Annotated in this window: 19 protein-coding genes; 13 read left to right on the top strand and 6 right to left on the bottom strand. The window is 52.0% G+C overall.

From position 1 onward, the window contains the following. Positions 1-94: 94 nt before the first annotated feature. Complete coding sequence (locus tag H8L47_RS30115) at positions 95-229, bottom strand: hypothetical protein (RefSeq protein WP_255431525.1); 135 nt, start codon at positions 227-229, stop codon at positions 95-97. Positions 230-437: 208 nt separating this feature from the next. Between H8L47_RS30115 and H8L47_RS21515 the strand changes: the two genes are divergently transcribed. The 9 genes from H8L47_RS21515 (at position 438) to H8L47_RS21475 (ending at position 12,636) form a co-directional block, all read left to right on the top strand. Then, the gene (locus H8L47_RS21515; protein WP_186955652.1) at positions 438-1,316 is read left to right on the top strand and encodes an ABC transporter ATP-binding protein; all 879 of its coding nucleotides are present in this window, start codon (positions 438-440) and stop codon (positions 1,314-1,316) included. Beyond that, positions 1,313-2,890 carry a hypothetical protein gene (locus H8L47_RS21510; protein ID WP_186955651.1) on the top strand — a complete coding sequence of 526 codons (1,578 nt, stop codon included), beginning with the start codon at positions 1,313-1,315 and terminating at the stop codon, positions 2,888-2,890. The genes H8L47_RS21515 and H8L47_RS21510 overlap by 4 nt, the downstream gene beginning before the upstream one ends. 344 nt (positions 2,891-3,234) lie before the next feature. Beyond that, complete coding sequence (locus H8L47_RS21505) at positions 3,235-5,079, top strand: M48 family metallopeptidase (protein ID WP_186955650.1); 1,845 nt, start codon at positions 3,235-3,237, stop codon at positions 5,077-5,079. 219 nt (positions 5,080-5,298) lie between these two features. Beyond that, complete coding sequence (locus H8L47_RS21500; protein WP_230413856.1) at positions 5,299-6,534, top strand: efflux RND transporter periplasmic adaptor subunit; 1,236 nt, start codon at positions 5,299-5,301, stop codon at positions 6,532-6,534. Positions 6,535-6,565: 31 nt separating this feature from the next. Continuing rightward, a complete protein-coding gene (locus H8L47_RS21495; protein ID WP_186955648.1) occupies positions 6,566-7,321 on the top strand; it encodes an ABC transporter ATP-binding protein in 756 nt (251 codons plus the stop codon). Positions 7,322-7,332: 11 nt separating this feature from the next. Then, positions 7,333-8,640 carry an ABC transporter permease gene (locus H8L47_RS21490; protein ID WP_186955647.1) on the top strand — a complete coding sequence of 436 codons (1,308 nt, stop codon included), beginning with the start codon at positions 7,333-7,335 and terminating at the stop codon, positions 8,638-8,640. A gap of 7 nt (positions 8,641-8,647) precedes the next feature. Then, positions 8,648-9,895 (top strand): ABC transporter permease, encoded by a 1,248-nt coding sequence (locus H8L47_RS21485; protein ID WP_230413855.1) that lies wholly within the window; start codon positions 8,648-8,650, stop codon positions 9,893-9,895. A 39-nt stretch (positions 9,896-9,934) separates the two neighbouring features. Further along, entirely contained in the window at positions 9,935-11,269 is a 1,335-nt protein-coding gene (locus H8L47_RS21480; protein WP_186955646.1) for a sigma-54-dependent transcriptional regulator, read from the top strand. Then, a complete protein-coding gene (locus tag H8L47_RS21475; protein WP_186955645.1) occupies positions 11,266-12,636 on the top strand; it encodes a sensor histidine kinase in 1,371 nt (456 codons plus the stop codon). The genes H8L47_RS21480 and H8L47_RS21475 overlap by 4 nt, the downstream gene beginning before the upstream one ends. On the opposite strand, the gene H8L47_RS21470 is transcribed toward H8L47_RS21475, so the two are convergent. Both H8L47_RS21470 and H8L47_RS21465 read right to left on the bottom strand, forming a co-directional pair. After that, positions 12,633-13,826 carry an ATP-binding protein gene (locus tag H8L47_RS21470; RefSeq protein WP_230413854.1) on the bottom strand — a complete coding sequence of 398 codons (1,194 nt, stop codon included), beginning with the start codon at positions 13,824-13,826 and terminating at the stop codon, positions 12,633-12,635. The two genes, H8L47_RS21475 and H8L47_RS21470, sit on opposite strands and share 4 nt — an antisense overlap. 2 nt (positions 13,827-13,828) lie before the next feature. Next, positions 13,829-14,518 (bottom strand): response regulator, encoded by a 690-nt coding sequence (locus H8L47_RS21465; protein WP_186955644.1) that lies wholly within the window; start codon positions 14,516-14,518, stop codon positions 13,829-13,831. Positions 14,519-14,710: 192 nt separating this feature from the next. Between H8L47_RS21465 and H8L47_RS21460 the strand changes: the two genes are divergently transcribed. Continuing rightward, complete coding sequence (locus H8L47_RS21460) at positions 14,711-15,577, top strand: dioxygenase family protein (RefSeq protein WP_186955643.1); 867 nt, start codon at positions 14,711-14,713, stop codon at positions 15,575-15,577. A gap of 325 nt (positions 15,578-15,902) precedes the next feature. Continuing rightward, complete coding sequence (locus H8L47_RS21455) at positions 15,903-17,648, top strand: ATP-binding cassette domain-containing protein (protein WP_186955642.1); 1,746 nt, start codon at positions 15,903-15,905, stop codon at positions 17,646-17,648. Between the two features lie 102 nt (positions 17,649-17,750). Here H8L47_RS21455 and H8L47_RS21450 read toward each other — a convergent pair whose 3' ends face one another. The 3 genes from H8L47_RS21450 to H8L47_RS21440 form a co-directional block, all read right to left on the bottom strand. Further along, positions 17,751-18,023, bottom strand: a complete 273-nt coding sequence (locus H8L47_RS21450; protein WP_186955641.1) for a hypothetical protein — start codon at positions 18,021-18,023, stop codon at positions 17,751-17,753. Between the two features lie 79 nt (positions 18,024-18,102). Next, entirely contained in the window at positions 18,103-19,629 is a 1,527-nt protein-coding gene (locus H8L47_RS21445) for an ATP-binding protein (protein WP_186955640.1), read from the bottom strand. A gap of 52 nt (positions 19,630-19,681) precedes the next feature. Next, complete coding sequence (locus H8L47_RS21440) at positions 19,682-20,326, bottom strand: response regulator (RefSeq protein WP_186955639.1); 645 nt, start codon at positions 20,324-20,326, stop codon at positions 19,682-19,684. Between the two features lie 430 nt (positions 20,327-20,756). On the opposite strand from H8L47_RS21440, the gene H8L47_RS21435 reads away from it, so the two are divergent. Together H8L47_RS21435 and H8L47_RS21430 are read left to right on the top strand one after the other, a co-directional pair. Beyond that, positions 20,757-21,422 (top strand): energy transducer TonB, encoded by a 666-nt coding sequence (locus H8L47_RS21435; RefSeq protein ID WP_186955638.1) that lies wholly within the window; start codon positions 20,757-20,759, stop codon positions 21,420-21,422. 209 nt (positions 21,423-21,631) lie between these two features. Then, entirely contained in the window at positions 21,632-22,027 is a 396-nt protein-coding gene (locus H8L47_RS21430) for a hypothetical protein (RefSeq protein WP_186955637.1), read from the top strand. Positions 22,028-22,084 lie beyond the last annotated feature (57 nt).

Raw genomic sequence — 22,084 nt, 5'->3', positions numbered from 1 at the left:
GCGGAGTTTCCCTCAAAAGAAATTCCGCACATAGATTATCTTTGAAACACCTATTCTCACCAGGCAGAAATATCCTGCCTGGTGCAGATCAACTCTATGCACCAGTGCGCTGTGTCCATGGAATTGCCGTCCCAGCCTCTTTCTTGGCTTGCTTGGCGGCTTTCTTTTCTTTAGGCGTACTGGCCGCCTGCTTCTTGGTTTCTTTATTGCTTTGTTGCACTTTACTCATGATTTACTCCCGGGAACACCAAGGTCTTGGTGATAAGCCAGTATAAGCTTCAATTACCGCATTAAACGTTTTATAAAAAATATAATCTCCGCGCCCAAACCCCGTTTCATACCGTGATTTCTGCACTCTGTCTGAAGGCCAGGGCAAAACCAGGCACAATTCTTTACAGTCCCCCGTATTCAAACAGATCAATCATGCGGGGGACAAGATGCTGGAAATCCGGAATATCACAAAGAGCTTTGGCAAAAAACTGACGGCGGTGAATGACGTGTCACTCAATCTCAGCCATGGAGTAGTCGGCCTGATCGGGCATAACGGTGCAGGTAAAACCACCCTGATGCAAATGGTGGCGACGCTGACACGGCCCAGCAGTGGCAACATACTTTTTCAAGGGCAGGATATTGTTAAAAAGCCGCAAGCCATCCGTCAGCGGCTGGGGTTTTTACCGCAGGATTTTGGCATTTACCCCAATCTGACGGCGCTGGAATTCATGCAGTATTTTGCAGCACTCAAAGGTGTACGTGACCCTGCCAGGATCAGGCATTTGCTGGAATTGGTGAACTTGCATGAACAAGCCAAGCGCCAGGCATCGACCTTTTCTGGCGGCATGCGGCGACGCCTGGGCATCGCTCAAGCCTTGCTGAATGATCCCGACATCCTCATCGTCGATGAACCAACTGCTGGCCTGGACCCGGAAGAACGTCTGCGCTTCCGTCATCTACTGGGCGAACTCGGTTTCAACAAACTGGTGATCATGTCCACCCATATCGTCTCAGACGTTGAAAGCATCGCCAGCCAATTGGCCATCATGCGCCAGGGCAAACTGATCGCCTGTGCCACGCCAGATGACATCCTGGCACAAGCACATGGGCAGATCTGGACTGCCGAAGTTGCCAGCCATGAATATGATGCTTTGCGTCACAAGGTGCATGTCTTGCAAACGCAAAAACAGGGCATGAAAATGAACTTGCGGATTGCCCATCCACATCAGCCTTGCGCCGGTGCGCAGCATGCCACTCCCAGCCTGGAAGAAGCCTTGATGGCACAACGCTATGCCATACAAAACACACAGGAGCTGGCTGCATGAATACTGCACTGAATACTGCACTGCTAAGCACTCTGGTATTGAATGAAGCACGCCTGCGCCTGCGCCGCTTAAGCAGCGTAGTGGCTGTGCTGGCTGTTATCGCCCTTGCCTGGGTAATGATCCCTGACCCGCAAACAGGCGTGACTCTGATGGCGATTGACGATGCCAGAGTTCTATACACCAGCTCTACTCTGGCCTATGGCAGCTCGGCGCTGGCCAGCCTGCTGTTTGGCCTGGCAGGCTTTTACCTGGTGCGTGGCCGCATTGCCGAAGATATGCGCAGTGGCTGCGGTGGAGTCATCGCCGCCACGCAGGTAGGCAATGGCATTTTTTTGCTGGGTCGCTGGCTGGGTGGCGTGGTGTATTTGCTGGCTTTGCTGGCAGCACTCCTGGGAGCGATGCTGGTCTGTCATTTGCTGCGTGGCGAAGGCAGTATAGAACTATTTGTGTACATCCAGACATATGCTGCAATCCTGTTGCCCATGGTGTTTTTTGCCGTCAGTTGTGCAATTCTGTTTGACAGCTTTGCGCCCTTGATGGGCAAGCTCGGTGACCTCATCTTCTTTTTTATCTGGATGGCGCAAATTGCCATGATGAACAAGGTAGAGAGTGGAATAGTGGGCCAGATCAATCCCTTTGTGTACATCGATTTCATAGGAGCGGCCACGTCGATGGCAAATTTGAAGATACATATGGGGACCAACCACTTTTCGATTGGGACAGCCACATTCAATGCCGCCATCCCGCCGATACTTTTGCCCAATGTCATGTGGTCGGACAAATTGCTGCTGATACGCGGCGCGAGTGCACTCCTGGCATTGCTGCCACTGCTGCCAGCGATTGCCTTGTTCCATCGGTTCTCTCCTGATCGTGTTCAAGTGAGCCAGACACGCCAACGCCGCTCGCCATTGATTGTGTTGAATCAATGGCTGCGCCCCTTCGCAGGTCTTGCACAAGCCTTGTTCCGGCTGGCACAAGCATTGCCTGGCTTGGCAGGACAGATATGTGCCGATCTTGCCCTGACTGTGGCCAGCAATCCCCTTGCTGGCCTGGCACTATTAGTGCTGCCCTTTTTCGCCATGTTCTGCGAATCAGGCAGCTTGCCTGGTTTGCTGACGATCAGCGTCGCCATGTGGGGCATCCTGGTGAGTGACATTGCCAGCCGTGATCATCATGCCGCCTTAGGGGAAATGACAGGGGCGCTGAACGGCGGTATCAGGCAGCGCTATCTGCGCCAGTTTGCAGCGACTGCCATCTTGGGCTTGTTGTTGACTGGTGTGATCGCACTCCGCTGGTCCATACATGAACCAGTACGCAGCTTGGCCTTGCTGACTGGCATCTTCAGCATGAGTGCTGTGGCCTCTTTGCTGGGCCGCTTATCCAGGACGCCGCGCACGTTTTTATCGCTATTTCTGTTTGGCCTGTATGTAGCAGTGAATGCGGTGAAGGTTCCGGTGATTGATATATTTGGTTTCAATGGAGTTGCAAACAGCCAGTCCATCAGCTGGCAGGTCATGCTGGGCCTGTGCACACTGATCGCCGGATATTTCTACAACCGCCGCGCTGCCGCATAAGTCATCTCCTGTTGATAAGTCGGTGGACAAGCTGTAGATAAACCGGTGTCTTCCTGTGGGTAAGCTGTGGGCGGGCTGTAGATAAGTAGCAGATGCCTTATCGATGAAATGTGTGCAAATGTATCTGTACAGAAAAAACAAAATGTATTAATTGTAAGCAGACTTTAGTTTGATTGTTTTAGCAAAAGTATGACCATATACTTTTGTTCAATAAATGGTGGATCTGTGCACAGTGCCAGATCTGCCTGAATCCAGTCTGCTGAGTCCACTGCCATCTTTGTCATCCCGGCCAGTACATCAGCATTGCTTCCTCCGCTTGATTACGACTAGGATAGATCACGCTTATGTCTGCCGGACTTACCCTTAAAAAAGATTTAGCAAAAATACTGCTGTATTCCCTGCTTTCTCTATTTCTTATTCCTGTATTTACTTACTGGTTTGCCCAGCATGTGGAAAACAAACAGGATGAAAAATTTCTTGCCTATGTAACGCAGGAAATTTCCAGTGACAGCAAATTGACAGTCGATGAGAAATTTCAGCAACAAGAATTTTTCCGTCTCTATCCTCCATCCAGAATCTGCGACAACACCAGTATAGAAGCGAGCAATCACCGGAACAGGGTGTGCGCACCTTATTCCGATAACTGGCAATTCACCATGGCCAAAAAAGTTGCTGCCTGGACCATCATCGGCGGCGTGGTTTTGTTGTTCAGCGTGCTGGTACTGAATGCCCTTGCATTCCTGAATGAAAAAGCCCAATACCTGAGTTTTGTGACTGGCTGGCGCGTGCTGACTTTAAGCTGCACCGCTGGAACCATTGCCCAGGGAGCCATGCTGATGTGGCTCTCATTCTGGGTCACCGCATTTTTCATGCACCGTTATTCCATCAAACTGATAGCGGTCGCCGTGATCCTTGTCGCGATAGCAGTCTTTTACGTGATTGTCAGTATCTTCAAGCGTGCCAAAACAGATCATCAGATCCAGGGGGAATTAATTTCCGAACAGGCCGCACCCGGCTTATGGCGGCGCATACGCGATCTGGCTACCCGTCTGAAGACGGCCGCGCCGGATAATATCGTCGCGGGTATTGATGCCAATTTCTTTGTGACCGAATCACCCTTAAATGTCAGCGGCAGAAGCTTGCGTGGTCGCAGCCTGTTCATCAGCATACCCTTGCTGCGCCTGCTCAGCCAGTCTGAAGCAGATGCGGTGCTGGCGCATGAGCTGGCTCATTTCCGTGGAGGCGATACCGCTCACAGTGCTGCACTTGGTCCCAAGCTGGCGCAATATGATCAATATTGTTTTGAAATGCGCAGCGCCCACGTGCCGACTGTGTTTTATCTGATGTGCCTGTACCGGATGATTTTTGAAATTGCTTCGGCACGCAATAGCCGCAACCGTGAATTTCTGGCTGACCGCATCGCCGCCAAAGTGATTGCACCTGCTGCCGTCACCCATTCCCTCATCAAGATTGCAGCATACGCCAACTATCGCTCAGAAATCGAGAGCCAATTATTTTCACGCAATGAAAGACAGGGCTCCAGTCTGGGCATAGCGCAATTTGTGGCATCTGGCCTGCATCCTTATGCCCGCTCATCCGATTTCCTGGCCATCATGAAAGATGCCCGTGTGCCGCACCCTTACGACAGCCACCCCAGGATGATAGAGCGCATGGAAAATGTCGGTCACATCATTACTGAGGCAGGCTATGGTATGGTCGTCACCAGCGTGCCAGCACAAACCTGGGCGGCAGATATACAAACTGCCGACGAAATTGAATCGCGCCTGTGGGCCAGCTATGAAGAAGATTTTTCCCAGTCTCATGAGCATAGCCTTGCTTATCGCTATGAACCTGCAAATGAAGAAGAGCAAGCCCTGGTGTTGCGCTACTTCCCGCCGGTAGAATTTTCCCTGAAAGAGGGCAAGGCCATACAGGTCACCTATGCTGGCTGGATCCTGCCAGATGAATCTGAACCTGTACCCTGGGACAGAGTAGCGACCTATGAATATGAAGACGGCATGATGTCGGATGTACTCACCATCAAGCATCCAGAAAAGGGCATGCTTGGTGCCAAAAGTACCAAGGTGAAATTGCCAGGTATCAAGAAAGTACGCGAAGAATTCAAGAATGTCTCCGGCCATTACTGGCACAGACATCAGGTTATGCGGCATCAGCAAGCATTGCAGTAAGCGCCGCATGCTCCCAAGCGAAATCCCGCCTCTCTCAAGGCGGGATTTTTTTGTACGCGTCTCCTGTACGGACAAGCGTACGGACACGCCGGACAATGGAGAAATATAAAATACCCATATAAATCAATCACTTGAAACTGGCACGGTTTCTGCTAAACAGTATGCAAACTGTTTAACGGAAACATCATGATAAGAGACACTTCAGGCCAGGACATGCTTATGTCCACCAATAAGGGACAAAAAAGCAAGCGTGTGATCATTGCGGGTGCTGTCACGCTGGTGGGTATCACAGCCCTGGTATTACTGATGTCGGCCTGGCGCGGCAGCAGCCAGTCTGTGAATGCTTCACGCTTGCGCATTGCTGCTGTCAGCCATGGCAATCTTGTCAGGGATGCCTCGGTGAATGGCAAGATAGTCGCTGCGGTCAGCCCGACTTTGTATTCCAGCGCTGGTGGCACGGTGACCCTGAAAGTCAATGCGGGAGAGGCGGTGAAGAAAGGCGATATCGTCGCCGAGATAGAATCTCCTGATTTGAATGACCAGTTGAAACGTGAACAATCCAATACCGAACAACTGGAAGCTGAAGTCGCGCGCCAGCAAATACTCGCCAAAAAGCAAAAGCTGATCGCCAGACGTGATGCCGACCAGGCCGAAATAGAGCGTGTCGCCGCTCAACGCGCCTTCCAGCGTATAGAAGCGGCTGGTGTGATCGGTGTAGTTGCCAAGAATGATTTCCTGAAAGCACAGGACGCCATGCATTCAACCGAACTGCGTGCCAAGCATGCTGCCCAGGCCGCCGACCTGGAAAGCGAAGATGTCAGCCTGGAGTTAAAAACCAAGGTAAGCCAGTTGCAGCGCCAGCGTCTGACCATGGACTATGCCAGGCGCCGTGTAGAGGAATTGAAATTGCGCGCACCAGTTGACGGCATCATCGGCAGTCTGGCGATTTCGAATCGTAGCGTGGTGGCTGCCAATACCGCCCTGATGACCCTGGTTGACCTCTCGCAGCTGGAGGTCGAAGTCGAAATTCCTGAATCGTATATGACAGACCTGGGTCTGGGCATGAAGGCCGAGATCATGATTAACAATAACAAGATCATGGGTACTTTGACTGCCATCTCACCTGAAGTGGTGAAAAACCAGATACTCGCCCGTGTCCGTTTCAGCGGCCAGCAACCTGAAGGTCTGCGCCAAAGCCAGCGCGTCTCGGCCCGCTTGCTAATGGAAGAAAAAGCCAATGTCATGATCTTGCCACGCGGCCCCTTTGTTGAAGCAGAAGGCGGGCGTTTTGCCTATGTCGTGGAAAATGGCGTCGCCCAGCGCCGCCCTATCAAGATTGGAGCAACCAGTATCTCAGCAGTAGAAATTCTCAGTGGTTTGAAAGACGGCGACAAAGTCGTGATATCCGGTACCGATGCATTTGAAAACGCCAATAGCGTTTCTATCAATAACTAACATCCATCATTCATTCAAGAAGGAATATCCCATGTTACGTATGAAAAATTTGAGCAAAGTATATCGCACCCATTTGATAGAAACCCATGCTCTGCGCGGCTTTGATATTCATGTCAAGGAAGGTGAATTTGTCACTGTTACCGGGCCTTCTGGCTCCGGCAAGACGACTTTCTTGAACATCGCCGGTTTACTGGAAGATTTCAATGATGGTGATTACCTGCTTGATGGCATCAATGTCAAAGGCATGAATGACAATGCCCGTACCCGTTTGCGTAATGAAAAACTGGGTTTCATCTTCCAGGGTTTTAACCTGATTCCTGACCTCAACCTGTTCGACAATGTCGATGTACCTCTTCGCTACCGCGGCCTGAATGCGACCGAGCGCAAGGACCGCATAGAAGCGGCGCTGGTGCAGGTAGGACTGGCTTCGCGCATGAAGCATTACCCGGCTGAATTGTCGGGTGGTCAGCAACAGCGAGTAGCCATTGCCCGCGCACTGGCTGGCTCCCCCAAACTCTTGCTGGCCGATGAACCGACTGGCAACCTTGATACCCAGATGGCGCGCAGTGTCATGGAATTGCTGGAAGATATCAACGCCAAGGGAACCACCATTCTGATGGTAACGCATGACCCTGAGCTGGCCGTAAGAGCGCAGCGCAATGTGCACATCATTGACGGCCAGGTCAGCGATCTGGTGCGCAAAATGCCTTCGCTGTATGACGCCAAAGCAGACGGGCATGTAGAAACCGACTCTGCCAATGAAGTTGATCGTTCGGCTGTGGCCTGAGGAGCAAGAGCATGTTGAAGTATTATTTCTTATTGGGCTTGCGCAGCCTGCGCCGTAACCCCGCACTGACTGCCTTGATGATACTGACCCTGGCAGTCGGCGTTGCGGCCAGCGTCTCTACCCTGACCATCCTGCATGTGATGTCGGGGGACCCCATTCCCCACAAGAGCAATCGCTTGTTCACGCCTGTGCTCGACAATGGCACTACCAAAGGATATGTGCCCGGTGCCAAGCCTGGTGATACGCAATTGAGTTATACCGATGCCATGAATTTATTGGCCAGCAAACAAGGTGAGAGACGAGCTGCCTTGTATGGTGTGGAAATGGCGATAGAACCAGCCCGCAAGGACCTGGGGGCCATGTCGTCAGCAGGATCAGCAGCCAGCAGCGACTTCTTTGCCATGCTTGACACACCGTTTTTGTACGGCCAGGCCTGGAATGCAGACAGTGATACCAAGGCAGAAGATGTGGTCGTACTTGGCCGCAGTTTGTCAGAAAAGCTATTTGGCAACAGCAACCCGGTTGGTCAATCCCTGGTCATGATAGGCCATCAGTTCAAGATCGTTGGCGTGCTTGACACCTGGGAACCCAGCCCGCGCTTTTATCGCGCGTCTGACGCCTTCGGTGTCTACGACCAGTTTTTTATCCCCTTCAGTACCGCCATACGCCATGAGATTACCCACGATGGCGGCATGAGCTGTTCAGGTGGCGCCACTAAACCGGGCTGGCAAGGACGCCTGGAATCTGAATGCACCTGGCTGAGTTTCTGGATTGAACTGAAGTCGCCATCGCAAAGACAGGATTTACAAGCTTATCTCGATAATTATGCCAAAGAACAGTACAAACTCGGCCGCTTCCAGCGTCAGGCAAAAAATCAGTTATTCAATGTCATGGAATGGCTGGAAGAAGCCAAGGTTGTGGGTAACGACAACCGCCTGTCGGCCTGGCTGGCATTCGGTTTCTTGCTGCTTTGCCTGGTGAATACTGTCGGTTTGCTGTTGGCCAAATTTTCCGTGCGGGCTTCAGAAGTGGGCGTCCGTCGCGCCCTGGGTGCTTCACGCCGCGAGATTTTTACCCAGTTTCTGATTGAAAGTAGTGTCATCGGCCTGGTGGGTGGCGTGCTTGGCCTGCTAATGGCATTTGGTGCACTGGCGCTGATTGCAATGCAGTCGAAGGAATTGACCGTGGTTGCCCACATGGATTGGGAAATGCTGGCACTGACCTTTGTCATGTCGATTTGCGCTGCCATTCTTGCAGGCTTGTTCCCGACCTGGCGTGCCTGCCAGGTAACGCCTGCCATACAACTTAAATCACAATGAGAACAACATGAAAATAAGCTTGGAAATCCGGCCAATTTTGTCTGCATTATTGCGCAGCAAGACAGGTGCCATCCTGGTAGCCATTCAGGTTGCCATCAGTCTGGCCATCCTGGTCAATGCTGTGTACATCGTCAATCAGCGTCTGGCCGTGGTGGCCCGCCCTAGTGGTGTCGCTGCAGAAAATGAGGTGTTTTCTGTTGGCATCGACAACCGCAAACTGGATGATCATGCCACACAAATCGCCATGCAAAAACAGGATGAGGCAACCATGCGTGCAGTACCTGGCGTGGCTTCTGTTATCCGCTCCAGCCAGTCGCCCTTGTCGCGATCAGGCAGTACCACCAGTATTGCTCTGCAAAGAAAGCAAACCAGTGCCAGTGCCCATGTTTCCTATTACATGACGGGTGACTCTGCGATCAAACACTGGGGCTTGAAGCTGGTCGAAGGTCGCGATTTTAACCCGGGTGAATATTTAGAAATTGACCAAAGTTCCAGTAAGGAATTTGTCGATGTCGTCATCATCACCAAGGCACTGTCGCAAAAACTCTTTCCTGGTGATGCCAGCGCCATAGGAAAAACCATTTATTTTGGTCTTGGTGATGACGCTGAAGCAACGCGCGTTATTGGCGTGGTTGAACGTCTGCAAACTCATGGAGCGAATAAAGGAAGCAAAGGTGAAGAATCTGTCATTTTGCCGATACGCATGTCCAACAATCCCTACGCGATCTTTTCAGTACGCACTGAGGCCGGGCAAAGGGACAAGGTCATGAAAGACGTGGATGTCGCTTTGCGCGCAGCCTCAGCAGCACCCATCATCGTCAAAATCCGCAGCATGGAAGATGACCGCCGCAAACGCTATCGCGCCGACAATGGCTTGGCATGGATGCTGATCGCCGTCTGCGTCTTGCTCTTGCTGGTCACCGCCAGTGGCATCGTCGGCATCTCCAGCTTATGGGTGACCCAGCGCCGCAAACATATAGGGGTACGCCGCGCCCTGGGTGCGCGCCGTATCGATATCTTGCGTTATTTCGTCACGGAAAACCTGATGATCACCAGCTTTGGCATAGGCTGCGGCCTGGCACTGGCAATCGCTCTGAATCAATTATTGGTCAGCAAACTGGAATTGACGAAATTGCCGACCCCTTATTTGCTGGGAGGCAGTGTAATTTTCTGGATACTTGGTATTATCGCGGTGGTGGGGCCAGCAGCCCGTGCTGCTTCGATTTCACCCGCGACTGCCACCCGCAGTACCTGAAACCTTGAGCCTGATGCCCTGAAAACCTGAACACTGACAATGCCTACCGTATTAATTATCGATGATAACGCCACCGTCGCGGTGGCACTGGAAGTGCTGTTTTCCCTGCATGATATTGATGCAGTCTGCGCCACATCGCCAGAACAAGGGCTGGCGATGCTGGAGCACCAGACTGTCGACCTGGTGATACAGGACATGAACTTCACGGCCGACACCACCTCTGGTGATGAAGGCCGTGCCCTGTTCACAGAAATACGCAAACGCTACCCTGATCTGCCCGTCATCTTGCTGACAGCCTGGACGCATCTGGATGCGGCGGTGGAATTGATCAGGTCAGGCGCGGCTGACTATCTCGGCAAACCCTGGAATGACCAGAAACTGCTGACCACAGTCAGGAATTTGATCGAACTGGGACAAAGCAACCGCGCCCTGCAACAAAGACTGCAACGCGAACGCAAGCAAAAGCGCGAGCTGGAGCAAAAATTCAATCTCTGCAATCTGGTCTGGAATGATGCAGCTACCGAACGCGTGCTTGGCATGGCGTGTCAGGTAGCGCGCGCTGATGTGCCAGTGCTGATCACCGGCCCGAATGGCGCGGGCAAGGAAAGAATTGCTGAAATCATACAGGCCAATTCCAGTGTCAAGGATGGCCCTTTTGTGGTGCTCAATTGCGGTGCACTGCCAGCCGAACTGATAGAAGCAGAACTGTTTGGTGCCGAAGCCGGTGCCTATACAGGTGCCAGCAAAGCGCGCGAAGGCAAGTTTGAAGCCGCAGACGGGGGCACCCTGTTCCTTGATGAAATCGGTAACCTGCCACTGGCCGGGCAAATGAAATTATTACGCGTGCTGGAAACCGGGCGTTTTGAAAGGCTGGGCTCGAATAAGGAAAGGCAGGTCAAGGTACGTGTCTTAAGCGCCACCAATGCCGATCTGGCCGCCATGATCAAAGCTGGCAGTTTCCGCCAGGATTTGCTGTACCGATTAAACGTCATAGAACTGCATTTGCCCACGCTGGCAGAACGCACGGGCGACATCTTGCCGCTGGCTGAATACTTCCTCAGCAATGGCAAGACCCTGCATCCCAGCACGGCATCGGCACTGGTGCAATATGCCTGGCCGGGCAATGTCAGGGAACTTAAAAATGTCATGCAACGCGCCTGCCTGCTGGCCGCCAAAACTGAAATCATGCCCACGGATCTGGGCCTGCCATTGGCGAATAGCTGGGTCAACGAGCAAGAGCCAGACAAGGATGCGATAGAACGCGCACTGCAAAAAGCTCGCGGCGTAGTAGCGCAGGCTGCTGCCGAACTGGGCCTGAGCCGCCAGGCTCTGTATCGCCGCATGGACAGACTGGGCATCAGCCGCAGCGCATGACTTTCCAGACACCTCCACCAGCCAGCGGCAGCGTGCCTGGAAAACGCTCGCTGTTTTCCATATTGACTCGTCTTAGTTTGTTGATGGTGGCAATATTGTTGCTGGCAGTCGCCATCAGCATGCTGATGCTGCATTTGCTGCCAGATCAAATCTGGCTGGCTGCTGGCCTCAGCCTGCTGATCATCTTGCCGCTGGGGGTCGGCATGATGCGCAGCCAGTTGCTCGACATGATACGTTTGTTCCATACCCTGGCTGGCACGGTCATCAGTTATCAGGACAATGACTTTTCCATCGGTGTGCACTGGCCCTTGAAAGATGAACTGGGTGAGTTGGTGGATGCCCACAATGCATTGGGTGATGTCTTGCGCAAGCAAAGACTGGATCTGGTCCAGCGCGAATTACTGCTTGATACCATGGTGCAGAATACCCCGGTAGCAATGATGCTGGTAGCTGACCACGGGCCCATCGTGTTTGCCAATATCGCTGCCAGACAATTACTGAACCAGGGTCGCAAGCTGGAAGGTTTCAGCTTCAATGAAGTGATGATGCAAGTTTCGGCCTCATTGCGAGAAGCCATACTGCGCGGTGGCGATGGCCTGTTCACTGTCGCAGCCAAAGACCCGGAAGAGGAGGAAGAAGTTTATCATCTGGCACGCCGCCACTTCAGCCTGAATGGCCGTCACCATGAATTATTCCTGCTTCGCCATTTGACGGTGGAGTTGCGTCGCCAGGAAGTGCAGACCTGGAAAAAAGTCATACGTGTGATCAGCCATGAATTGAATAATTCGCTCGCACCCATTGCCTCGCTGGCAAATTCTGCTGCCGTACTTGTAGGGCGTGGGCAGACTGAACGCCTGCCCGGCATCTTGCAGACCATAGAGGAACGTACCCGCCATCTGGAAAGTTTTATCGATGGTTATGCACGCTTCGCCAAATTGCCGACACCCAGGCTGGAAAGCACGCACTGGCACAGCTTCATTGCAGGCTTGAAGTCGCAAGTCATTTTCACCGTCGTTGACAGCCTGCCGGATGAAGTCGTCAGCATGGACCGTGCGCAGATGGAACATGCCTTGCTGAACCTCTTGAAGAATGCCCATGAATCTGGCTCCCGGGCCGATGATGTCAGCCTCAGCATCAGGGCATTGCAAGGCGTAACGCGCATAGAAGTCATGGACAGGGGCAGCGGTATGACAGATACAGTGATGTCGAATGCCCTGATCCCCTTCTATTCCACCAAACGCAGCGGCACAGGTCTGGGGCTGGCACTGGTGCGTGAAATCATCGAAGCCCATGGTGGCAGGATCAGCCTGCAAAACCGTGAAGGGGGCGGTTTGACAGTCAGCCTGTTCTTGCCTTTGCCAACCTAAGCAAAGGCAACTGGCAGTATCATCTGCATGCAGAGTCCAGCAGGCTGGCGATTGCTGGCAGTAATGCTGCCAGCGTGTGCCAGTATCACCCGCTGGGTAATCGCCAGACCCAGGCCATAACCATCACCGGTATGTTCTGCCAGCACACTGCGATAAAAAGGCTGGAAGATGCTCTGCAATTCAGCTTCCGGCACACCACTTCCTTCATCCAGCACCTGAATATGCAGTTGCCCCTGCTTGACGTGTGCCTGCAAACTCACGGCAGTATCTGGCGCGGTATGCCGGATGGCATTGCGCAAGACATTTTCCAGCGCTCGATGTAGCAGTTCATAACTGCCCCGCACACAAGTCTTGCTGATTTCATCAGCAGAAAATGCAACCTTGAAAACTTTGCCTGCATTGCTGGCTTCAAACTGTGCATTGTCGGTCAGCTCGGCAAATAACTCATCCATATAGATCAAGTCTTGCCCGGCTTGCGCGCCTGCTTCGAGGCGCGACAGGGTCAGGATTTCGCCCACCAGTTTGTCCATGCGCACGGCTTCCCTGTCCATACGTACCATGTACTCTTCAGCCTTGTCGGGCTGCTGGCGGGCCAGACCGATAGCAGCCTGCAAACGTGCTAGTGGTGAACGCAGTTCGTGCGAGACATCGTGCAAAAGACGGCGCTGATTTTGCAAGGCGCCTGTCAATTGCTCGGCCATGCGGTCAAAGTCGCGGCCAAGTTCAGTCAGCTCGTCCTTGCGCTGTCCCATGCTGTCTCCTATGCGCGCATGCAGCTTGCCACCCGCCAGCGCCTGAAATGCTTCACTCAGCCTGCGTATGGGTTTGGACATATACCAGGCCATCAAAGCTGCAAACAGCAAGCTGGCTAGCAAAGCACATGTCATGGGGATCAGAGTGCGCATCCCGCCGTTATCAGGTGGCGGTTTGCGTTTCCCCATTGCTGGCGACGCAAAATCGCCAGGTGGTTTCCCAGGGCCTTCACCGTGATGGAAAACTCGCCCTGGGCCTGGTCCATAGCGCCCCTCTTCCACGAGTTTGCTGGCATTCATGCTCGTGGCGGCTGATCTGGCAAGTTCTTCGTTGCTGTGTTTGATCCAGAAAGTGATGCTGATACCGGCGATTGCGGTCAACTGCGCCAGCCAGATGAAGAAAAAGAATTTCCAGAATAGTCGTCCCAGTTTTAGCATACTCACTCTCGTGTCAGCATGTAACCCTGGCGGTACACTGTCTGTATGATGGTGCGGCCATCGGCAAAGGCACTGATTTTCTGGCGTATGCTGCTCAGGTGGACATCGATATTCCTGTCAAATCTGGCGAGAGGGCGACCTAGCCCTTGTTCAGACAAGTCATTCTTGCTGACGGTTTGCCCGGCATTTCTGGCCAGCAGTTCCAGCAAGCTGAATTCCGTGCTGGTCAGGTCCAGCAATTTGTTATTCCATTCTGCCCGACGCTGGCCCGGCCATAATTGCAGTGCGCCTACGACCAGACATTGCCTGTCCTGGTCAGCCGCCATGCCCATTTCTGTGCGTCGCAAGATTGCCCTGAGTCTGGCCAGTAATTCACGCGGCGTACAAGGCTTGGGGACATAGTCGTCGGCTCCCAGTTCCAGTCCGATAATGCGGTCTACATCGTCCCCCCGGGCGGTCAGCATCAGCACTGGCATGCGGCTGTGTTCACGTATCCGGCGCAGGGCATCAATCCCATTCATGCGCGGCATCATGACATCCAGCACGACAATCGCATGCTGGCCAGACAGCGCTTCTTTCACAGCCTGCTCACCATCGTACGCTGTCGTAATGACAAAGCCTTCACGCTCAAGGTACTCCTTGAGCATCCCTACCAGTTCGACATCATCGTCTGCGAGCAATACCTTGGTCATGTTTTGAAGGACAGTAAATTTTATGTCTTGATGATAGCAAAGCCGTCACTGCACCTGGAAAAATTTACCTGCTTTTACACTCCCATTCGCACATGACACAAAATCCTTACCTAACTTTACCTTTGCTTTACTGCGCTTAACAAGCCGCCACGACACAATGCAGCAAGCCCACCCCCATCAGGAAAAGACATCATGGATATGCATAGCAACCAACTGGAAAACGACCTTAAGACTCTCATGCAAACAGCAGCATCACGCAGGAAAATGCTGCGCTGGCTATCAGCCGGTGGCGCCATTACCCTGCTGGGCTGTGGCGGCAGTGATGCCAGCACGGCATCCACAAGCGCAGCGACCAGCAGCGGTACCACGACCAGTACGACAACCGGTACAACGACTGGTGCCAGCAGCGCCTCTTGCAGCATCATCCCTGAAGAAACTGCTGGCCCTTACCCTGGTGATGGCAGCAATAGCAATGCAGGCGGCATCGCCAACTCCCTGACATTGTCTGGCATCGTACGCAGCGACATACGCTCCAGCATCGCGGGAGCAAGTGGTGTGGCAGCAGGCGTGCCTTTGACAATCAAACTGCAACTGGTGAATACCAAAAGCAGTTGTGCTTCGCTGGCTGGATACGCGATTTATCTCTGGCATTGTGACCGTGATGGCAATTATTCCATGTATTCAGCCGGCGTCACTGCAGAAAACTATCTACGCGGCGTGCAAGAAACCGATAGCAACGGCAATGTTAGTTTTACCACGATTTTCCCTGGCTGCTACGACGGACGCATGCCCCATGTGCATTTCGAGGTTTATCCCAGTCTGACCAAGACTAGCAGTGCCATTAACAAGGTCAAGACTTCACAATTCACTTTCCCCATGACAACCTTAAATGAAGCCTACCAGGCTACTGGCTACACCAACAGCGTGCGCAATCTCTCGCGTATCAGCTATGCAACTGACAATGTCTTCAGCGATGGCACCGGCCTGCAAATGGTCAGCGTTACTGGCAGTGCCAGCATGGGCTATGTCGTCACACTGACGGTTGGTATTTCAGCATGATTATGCGGCAAGTGCGCGTTCAGGTAAGTGAGCCGACAAGTGAGAAAGTAAGCGGGGCGAACTTGCCCCGCACAGAAAACTTCAATAAAATCGAGTTTCGATCAACTTCTTTTTACAGAAAGGAGGAAACATGGAAGTAATTAAATACGCAGTTTGGCGCGTATCTAACTTTGGTATATTTGCCCACTCTTGTCCCGGTTCCATCGCGCTGCGATAATCAGACGAGAGCACATTTATCCCACTTACCCTCCGGGCCTGTTCTCGGCTCATATCGTTAGCGCTCCTGTTGACGTGGATGCTTGCATCCCAAATCAAAGACAAGAGCATGACTACCTTATTATCTTCACAAGCATTACAACTGGAAACCACCCACGGCGTTTTATTCCAGGATCTTAACTTCACCCTGCAAGTTGGCCAGCGCATAGGCTTGATAGGCCACAATGGCAGCGGCAAGTCCACCCTGCTTTCCTTGTTGGCCGGACAACGCAGCGCCAATAGCGGTGGCATACAAATGGCACGACTATGTCGTCTGCAATATGTGGAGCAACATTTACCACCTGCCCTGCATGCGCTCAGCCTCTACAATGCCATGCTAGATGCCATAGACGACATGCCGGAATTGCACTGGCGCGTTGACAGCCTCTTGCACGAGCTGGGCATCGATGCTGCCACTGCTGAAGTCCCAGTACAATCACTATCCGGTGGTCAGCATACCCGCTTGCTGTTGGGGCGTGCCTTGCTGCGCGACCCTAATCTTTTGCTGCTGGATGAACCCAGCAATCACCTCGACTTGCCATCTTTGTTATGGCTGGAAGAATTCTTGCTGAATTGGAAAGGCGCTTTCGTGCTGGTGTCACATGATCAGCGCCTGTTGAACCGTGTGACACGACAAAGCTGGATCTTGCGTGACAGGCAAATCACTTGTTTCGACCAGCCATGCTCAGAAGCCCTGCAGTCTCTGGCTCTGGCAGATGAAGCAGCACAGGCCAGGCGTGACGCCGAGCAATCAGAGATAGACCGTGTGACTGCCAGTAGCAAGCGTCTGGCTATCTGGGGCAGTGTCTACGACAATGAAAAACTGGCACGCAAAGCCAAGACCATGCAAAGACGCGCTGACCGGCTAAAGGAAGAACAAACCACTGTCACAGAAGGCCAGCCCTGGACTTTGCAATTGCATGGCAAGGCTTCAGCGGCCAATCATTTGCTGCAACTGGAAAACCTGACCGTCAGAGCCATGCCGGACTTGCCTGGTTTATTCATGCTGGAGCAATTCAGCATACGACCGGGCAACAAAATCGCTTTGCTGGGCGCGAACGGCACAGGCAAATCTTCCCTGCTCAGGCAATGCTGGCAAGCGATACTGTCAGGAGAAATTTCTTCACAAATACGCTGGCATGCGGCAGCGCAAATAGGTTATTACGACCAGTCTTTGCAGCAGCTCAACAGTGATGCCAGCCTGCCAGAAGCGCTCTATCCCTTTGTCGCCAGCTCGGAGACTGCCAGAACAGAGCTTGCGCGCAAGCAGGCCCTGATTTCGGCAGGCTTCCCGTATCACCGGCATCAGCAAAAAGTGGCATCGCTGAGTGGTGGTGAAAGAGCGCGCCTGTTATTCCTGGCACTATCGATGGCCAGCTATCATCTACTGTTTCTGGATGAACCTACCAATCATCTGGACATGCAGGGCAAGCAGGAATTGACAGCCGCGCTGGCGGGATTTGCTGGCGCCTTTTTACTGGTATCACACGACCGGGATTTGATAGAGCAAAGTTGCCAGGAATTCTGGGTGGTCCAGGATGGCCATCTGGAAAGATGGCTGGATGCAGAAAGCGCTTACCAGTGTTTGCGCAATAAACCCTCTCCAGGTTCAGAACTGCAAGGGCATGTTGCAGGAACTGTCAAAGTTGCGGAGCCTGTTATCAATGACACCGAACTGGCTTTGCAAAGATTGTGTGAACTGGAGGAATTGCTGCAAGCAGATCTTGCACGCAAACCCAGGCACCAAAAAGTGCAACAGCAAGTCCTGTGGCGTGAAGAAATGTCTGGCTTGAATAGCTTGCTGGGGCTGGATTAAGTTTGCTAAAGACAGCCTGTTGACACGGCTTCCTGCATACTCTTTTTGATTCGCATAGATCGGCACGAAGCACAACATCTCAGGATGTTGTGCTTCGATTTCTTAACTTTCGGGCAGCCCCTGATCACACCACATACATTCTTCTCTCAGGCTATCTGTACGCATTTTGCATTTCGGACATGCAATCAAGCTTTCATTGTGGCGGAAAACGGTAGTAAGTACCTTGAAGATTACCCAGATAGTGAAAACTGCAAACACGGCAAAGAAAACCAGGTAGGCATCGGCAGGATCAGAAATCCAGTTCTGCAGTATCGCAATGCCGACGCATGCTGTTAGCAGCATGATGGCCAGAAAAATTTTCAACAAGCGCTTCATCTTGCTTATCCGTTTAAAAATTCACTCACAACAAAAAAACAGGCTTGCTTGCTTTAGCCATATTTATCATCCCCTGCACTCAAGTTGTAGCCACAGGGAAACGTATGATGAGCTGCGTACCCTCTTCTGCCGACGATTGCAAATCAATCTCACCATGAAAGGCAGCCACGCGCTCACGCATGCCTGTAATACCTATCCCTGCTGAACTATGGTGAATATCAAAACCCTGGCCATTGTCACTGACTTCTATCTGCAAACTGTGCTGCGCTTCCAGCATGGTCAAAGCCACTTCTACCTGCGTCGCTTGCGCATGCTTCATGACGTTGGACAAAGCCTCTTGTATGATGCGGTAGACTGAAATCGCCAGGCCGCTATCGAGCCCTGAAAAATCACCTTCGCTATCAAAATGAAACTGGCAGCCTTGTGCATTGCTGTTGTAATGCCTGAGCATATCTTCCACAGCTCCCTGCAAACCCAGCATGTCCAGCACTTCAGGGCGCAGGCGCCTGACCAGATTACGGCCATTTGCGTATAAATCCAGAGTCATCTTGGTGATGGCTTTGGCGCGCTCCTGAATTTCGCCTGCGGCTTCACCATTGACTTCGCTCGTTTCTATCTGTGCGGCCAGGTGTTGTATGCGCTGTGCCTCTAGTCTGGCAGCAATCAGTGAAGCATTCAGTTCATCATGAATTTCTATGGCAATGCTTTTGCGTTCATCTTCCACTATGCTATGCACTTTTTGTATCAGCTTGCGTTTTTCTGCATTGGCTTTCAAGGCTTCGTTGCGGGATGCCATCAAGTCCTGCGTTCTTTCCTGTACCTTGTTTTCCAGGTCTTGTTTGGCTTGCTGCAGGCTGACCGACATGGCATTGATGGAAGTCTGCAAATCACCTATCTCTCCACCGGTAGTCACTTCCAGTGTACTGGAATAATCACCCTCCCGTATTTCGCGCAGGGTTTCTATCGCCATCTGCAAGGGATGCGTCAAACTCAGCGACAAGTAGACGGCCAGCACGGCACTTACAAACAAGGCCAGCGCACTGATGGCCAGCTCAAACATGAAACGCTGACTATGCCTGGCCAGCATGCGCGTAGCCGTCATGGTGACTCTGACGTAGCCTAATACACTGGCATTTTTTGCGGCATTTTTTCCATCGGCCTTGCCTGCATCCAGCGCCAAACCATCTGCCCTGACATTTTGTGCGTCGTTAAGCAAATTAACCCACACCAGTTGACGTCTGACCGGAACTTCGACAAAGCGTTCCGTGCTGAGGGCTTTTTCAGAAGAAATAACATGCAAAACATGAGTCCTGTCAGCATCAAGCACATCAATTCTGTAGATGCTGCGATCTGACAGCATGACATCGGTCATGGTGCTTTTCAGCCCGGCCAGGTTCCTGGTCAGCAGATTGTATTCCACACTTTCTGCCAGTGCAGTCGATACCACATAGGCGCGCTCTGCCAACTCGCCTTTGCCTTCTTCCAGTCTGGAATGGTAGGTGTACCAGACCATGGAACAAAACATATAGATCACTGGCAGCAAGATGATCAGCAAGAGGCGCGAGCGCAAATTCCAGTTGCGCCAGAGTAGCGCAGACAAATTCATTGCGCCTCTGCCTGCGCGTTAGTCTGCAAGCTTGCCTGTACCTTCAACTGCATCATGGCGCAATCAGGCCATGTTTGACTGCCAGCTTGGTAATATAGGCAGGACGGTGTACGCCCAGTTTCTCCTTGATGGTTTGACTGACATTGCTGATGGTCTTCAAGGACAAATCCAGTCTTTCGGCGATCTCGGCATTGGTCAGACCTTCTGCCATGAGCTTGAAAATTTCCAGATCACGCTCATTGAGCAGCGATTGTGGCGACTCATCACCGCGCACTGATAAATTTGCCAGCCGCTCAGCGATCTGCGGCAAGAAATACAATTCACCCTGGTGGGCACGCTGCACCGCGGTCGCCAGATCTGCTGGATCACAATCCTTGGTCACAAAGGCCTTTGCTCCCAGGCGGTAAGCCTCCTTGATCAATGCATCCTGATCAAACTGACTGAGGAAAATAATCCTGGCATCGGCATATTGCGCCAGAATATCGCGGGCGACATCCAGGCCCGTCAGGTCTGCTCCAAAGCGTATGTCCAGTATTACCACGTCTGGCTGCAAGGCAGCATATTGCTCAAATGCCTCTTGCGGCGTTTTGGCCTGCCCCAGCACCTTGATACCCAGATTATTGAGAGACATGGCAAAGCCTGTCATCACGATGGGATGATCATCCGCCAGCAATACTCTTATGCCATTTTGCATCATTACAACACCTTATAGATTAGCAAATCAATTTACCTTTTAGGTGCAATGATAATACTTTTTACTAGCAATCACATCATTGTCATTGATTCTGCCAACTTTGGGGCTATAAATTGCCAGCAAGCACGGCGCCCATTCTCCTTAAGACTGATATTTGGCAGCATGATCTCCATGCCAAAACTATTTATCTTCCTGAACTTATCCGAAAAAAGTCCATGCCTGCCATGCACAAGAAGCCTAATTTCCAAAAAAAATAATTAATAATACTTTTCAAGTGACATATTTATTGCTATCTTAAAGCACATGGATTGCACGCAAATACCATTTTCAACTTCCTGAAACTATAAAAGGATGGAAATGCATGTTGCTTATCCCAGCTAGTCCCAGTTACGGAAAGACCGTAGCTGGCCTGACCCCAAACCTGGAGAACAATATGGAATTCACACAAAACCAACAACACCCCCTGCAGCGCATGTCACGTTTGGGTGTCGTCGCCTTGCTGCATGTGGCTTTGCTTGCTGTATTGCTGAGTAGCATGAAGATTAAGATCACCTCAAAAACAGAAGGCCCAATCCAAATAAGTCAGATCGAAAAGCCCGTGGAAAAAGAAAAGATTCCACCACCTGAATTTGATACCAAACTGGAAAATCCGATAAATCCTCCGCTGATAGTCCCGGAGCCCCCCTCAGGTTTTCCGAAAAATCTAGATGAAAGTGGTCTTACAAGTACCGAGACTGGTATAAAAGATACCGGAAAAAGCACAGTGGGCGGCACCTTGGACGGTACAGTAGTGGCCGCTGTAGCGGTTCCAAAAAATCCCATCCATGTCGCTGCAGTCATCAACCTGAATGCCTGCGACAAACCGGCCTACCCGGGCAGTTCCATACGCACTGGCGAAACCGGCACCGTGACTTTATCGATGCTGATAGGCACCGATGGCAAGGTTATCGAAACCAAAACCCTTGAAAGCAGTGGCTATCGCGCACTCGACAGAGCTGCCAGCCAGGCCTTGTCGCTATGTCGTTTCACACCAGGCACGATAGACGGCGTGGCGCAACAAAGCTGGACCAAGGTGCAATACGTCTGGAAAATCGACTGATCAGTTTCCGCCACGGCCAGAATATCCCACCCTTTTGCTGCCAGCCTTTTCGCCTTGCGAGTGGCAGGCAGTTTTTTTAATAGACTTACGCAAAATTGTCCCAGCAAGGCGTCAGCAACGAAGACAGCGCTTTAGCACGGCTAGGAGCTGCAACGCTGCTGGGGCGGTTTTTCGTAAGTCCTATTTAGTATCCATACACAAAAAATGCCATGGACATCAATCGACATATCCGCACTTGCTTTCAACTACTCTGTCTGGTCACGAACTTGTTTCTGGCCTCGCATGCCTTTGCAATGCTACCGCCAGCAACAACCGCATCACCCGCAGAGAATAACAACAGCAGTCACCCCCATCTGGTGAACGACTTGACAGTGTTAATGGTCAATATTCATGATCAGTCCAGCCACGCAGGCAGCACCAACGAGCATCCATTCACACCCTACCAAGGAATACTGGCCCGCACCCCTTATCTGAACTGGATCATCATGCTTTGCGCCTGCCTGCTCCCCTTGGGTATGCTGGTGACAACAGTGATCACTGTCATCGATTTCCGCAAAAACAGGAGTGATGACGAGACTGCGACATTGATAGCGCTGGCTAGCTGAATGAATTGACATAGCTTGGTCATACTGGCACTTTAGAATACGTCACTTCTAAAGCCA

The sequence above is a fragment of the Undibacterium umbellatum genome (assembly GCF_014284125.1).
Lineage (GTDB): Bacteria > Pseudomonadota > Gammaproteobacteria > Burkholderiales > Burkholderiaceae_D > Undibacterium > Undibacterium umbellatum.
This window is presented reverse-complemented; position numbering and strand designations above follow the sequence as displayed.

Bases quoted from the DNA above. Each gene is read 5' to 3' on its own strand.
- H8L47_RS21490 (WP_186955647.1), top strand. From the start codon at position 7,333: ATGTTGAAGTATTATTTCTTATTGGGCTTGCGCAGCCTGCGCCGTAAC.
- H8L47_RS21510 (WP_186955651.1), top strand. From the start codon at position 1,313: ATGAATACTGCACTGAATACTGCACTGCTAAGCACTCTGGTATTGAAT.
- H8L47_RS21455 (WP_186955642.1), top strand. From the start codon at position 15,903: ATGACTACCTTATTATCTTCACAAGCATTACAACTGGAAACCACCCAC.
- H8L47_RS21435 (WP_186955638.1), top strand. From the start codon at position 20,757: ATGGAATTCACACAAAACCAACAACACCCCCTGCAGCGCATGTCACGT.
- H8L47_RS21470 (WP_230413854.1), bottom strand. From the start codon at position 13,826: ATGCTAAAACTGGGACGACTATTCTGGAAATTCTTTTTCTTCATCTGG.
- H8L47_RS21445 (WP_186955640.1), bottom strand. From the start codon at position 19,629: ATGAATTTGTCTGCGCTACTCTGGCGCAACTGGAATTTGCGCTCGCGC.
- H8L47_RS21430 (WP_186955637.1), top strand. From the start codon at position 21,632: ATGGACATCAATCGACATATCCGCACTTGCTTTCAACTACTCTGTCTG.
- H8L47_RS21475 (WP_186955645.1), top strand. From the start codon at position 11,266: ATGACTTTCCAGACACCTCCACCAGCCAGCGGCAGCGTGCCTGGAAAA.
- H8L47_RS21465 (WP_186955644.1), bottom strand. From the start codon at position 14,518: ATGACCAAGGTATTGCTCGCAGACGATGATGTCGAACTGGTAGGGATG.
- H8L47_RS21450 (WP_186955641.1), bottom strand. From the start codon at position 18,023: ATGAAGCGCTTGTTGAAAATTTTTCTGGCCATCATGCTGCTAACAGCA.
- H8L47_RS21440 (WP_186955639.1), bottom strand. From the start codon at position 20,326: ATGATGCAAAATGGCATAAGAGTATTGCTGGCGGATGATCATCCCATC.
- H8L47_RS21515 (WP_186955652.1), top strand. From the start codon at position 438: ATGCTGGAAATCCGGAATATCACAAAGAGCTTTGGCAAAAAACTGACG.
- H8L47_RS30115 (WP_255431525.1), bottom strand. From the start codon at position 229: ATGAGTAAAGTGCAACAAAGCAATAAAGAAACCAAGAAGCAGGCGGCC.
- H8L47_RS21480 (WP_186955646.1), top strand. From the start codon at position 9,935: ATGCCTACCGTATTAATTATCGATGATAACGCCACCGTCGCGGTGGCA.
- H8L47_RS21485 (WP_230413855.1), top strand. From the start codon at position 8,648: ATGAAAATAAGCTTGGAAATCCGGCCAATTTTGTCTGCATTATTGCGC.
- H8L47_RS21500 (WP_230413856.1), top strand. From the start codon at position 5,299: ATGTCCACCAATAAGGGACAAAAAAGCAAGCGTGTGATCATTGCGGGT.
- H8L47_RS21495 (WP_186955648.1), top strand. From the start codon at position 6,566: ATGTTACGTATGAAAAATTTGAGCAAAGTATATCGCACCCATTTGATA.
- H8L47_RS21505 (WP_186955650.1), top strand. From the start codon at position 3,235: ATGTCTGCCGGACTTACCCTTAAAAAAGATTTAGCAAAAATACTGCTG.
- H8L47_RS21460 (WP_186955643.1), top strand. From the start codon at position 14,711: ATGGATATGCATAGCAACCAACTGGAAAACGACCTTAAGACTCTCATG.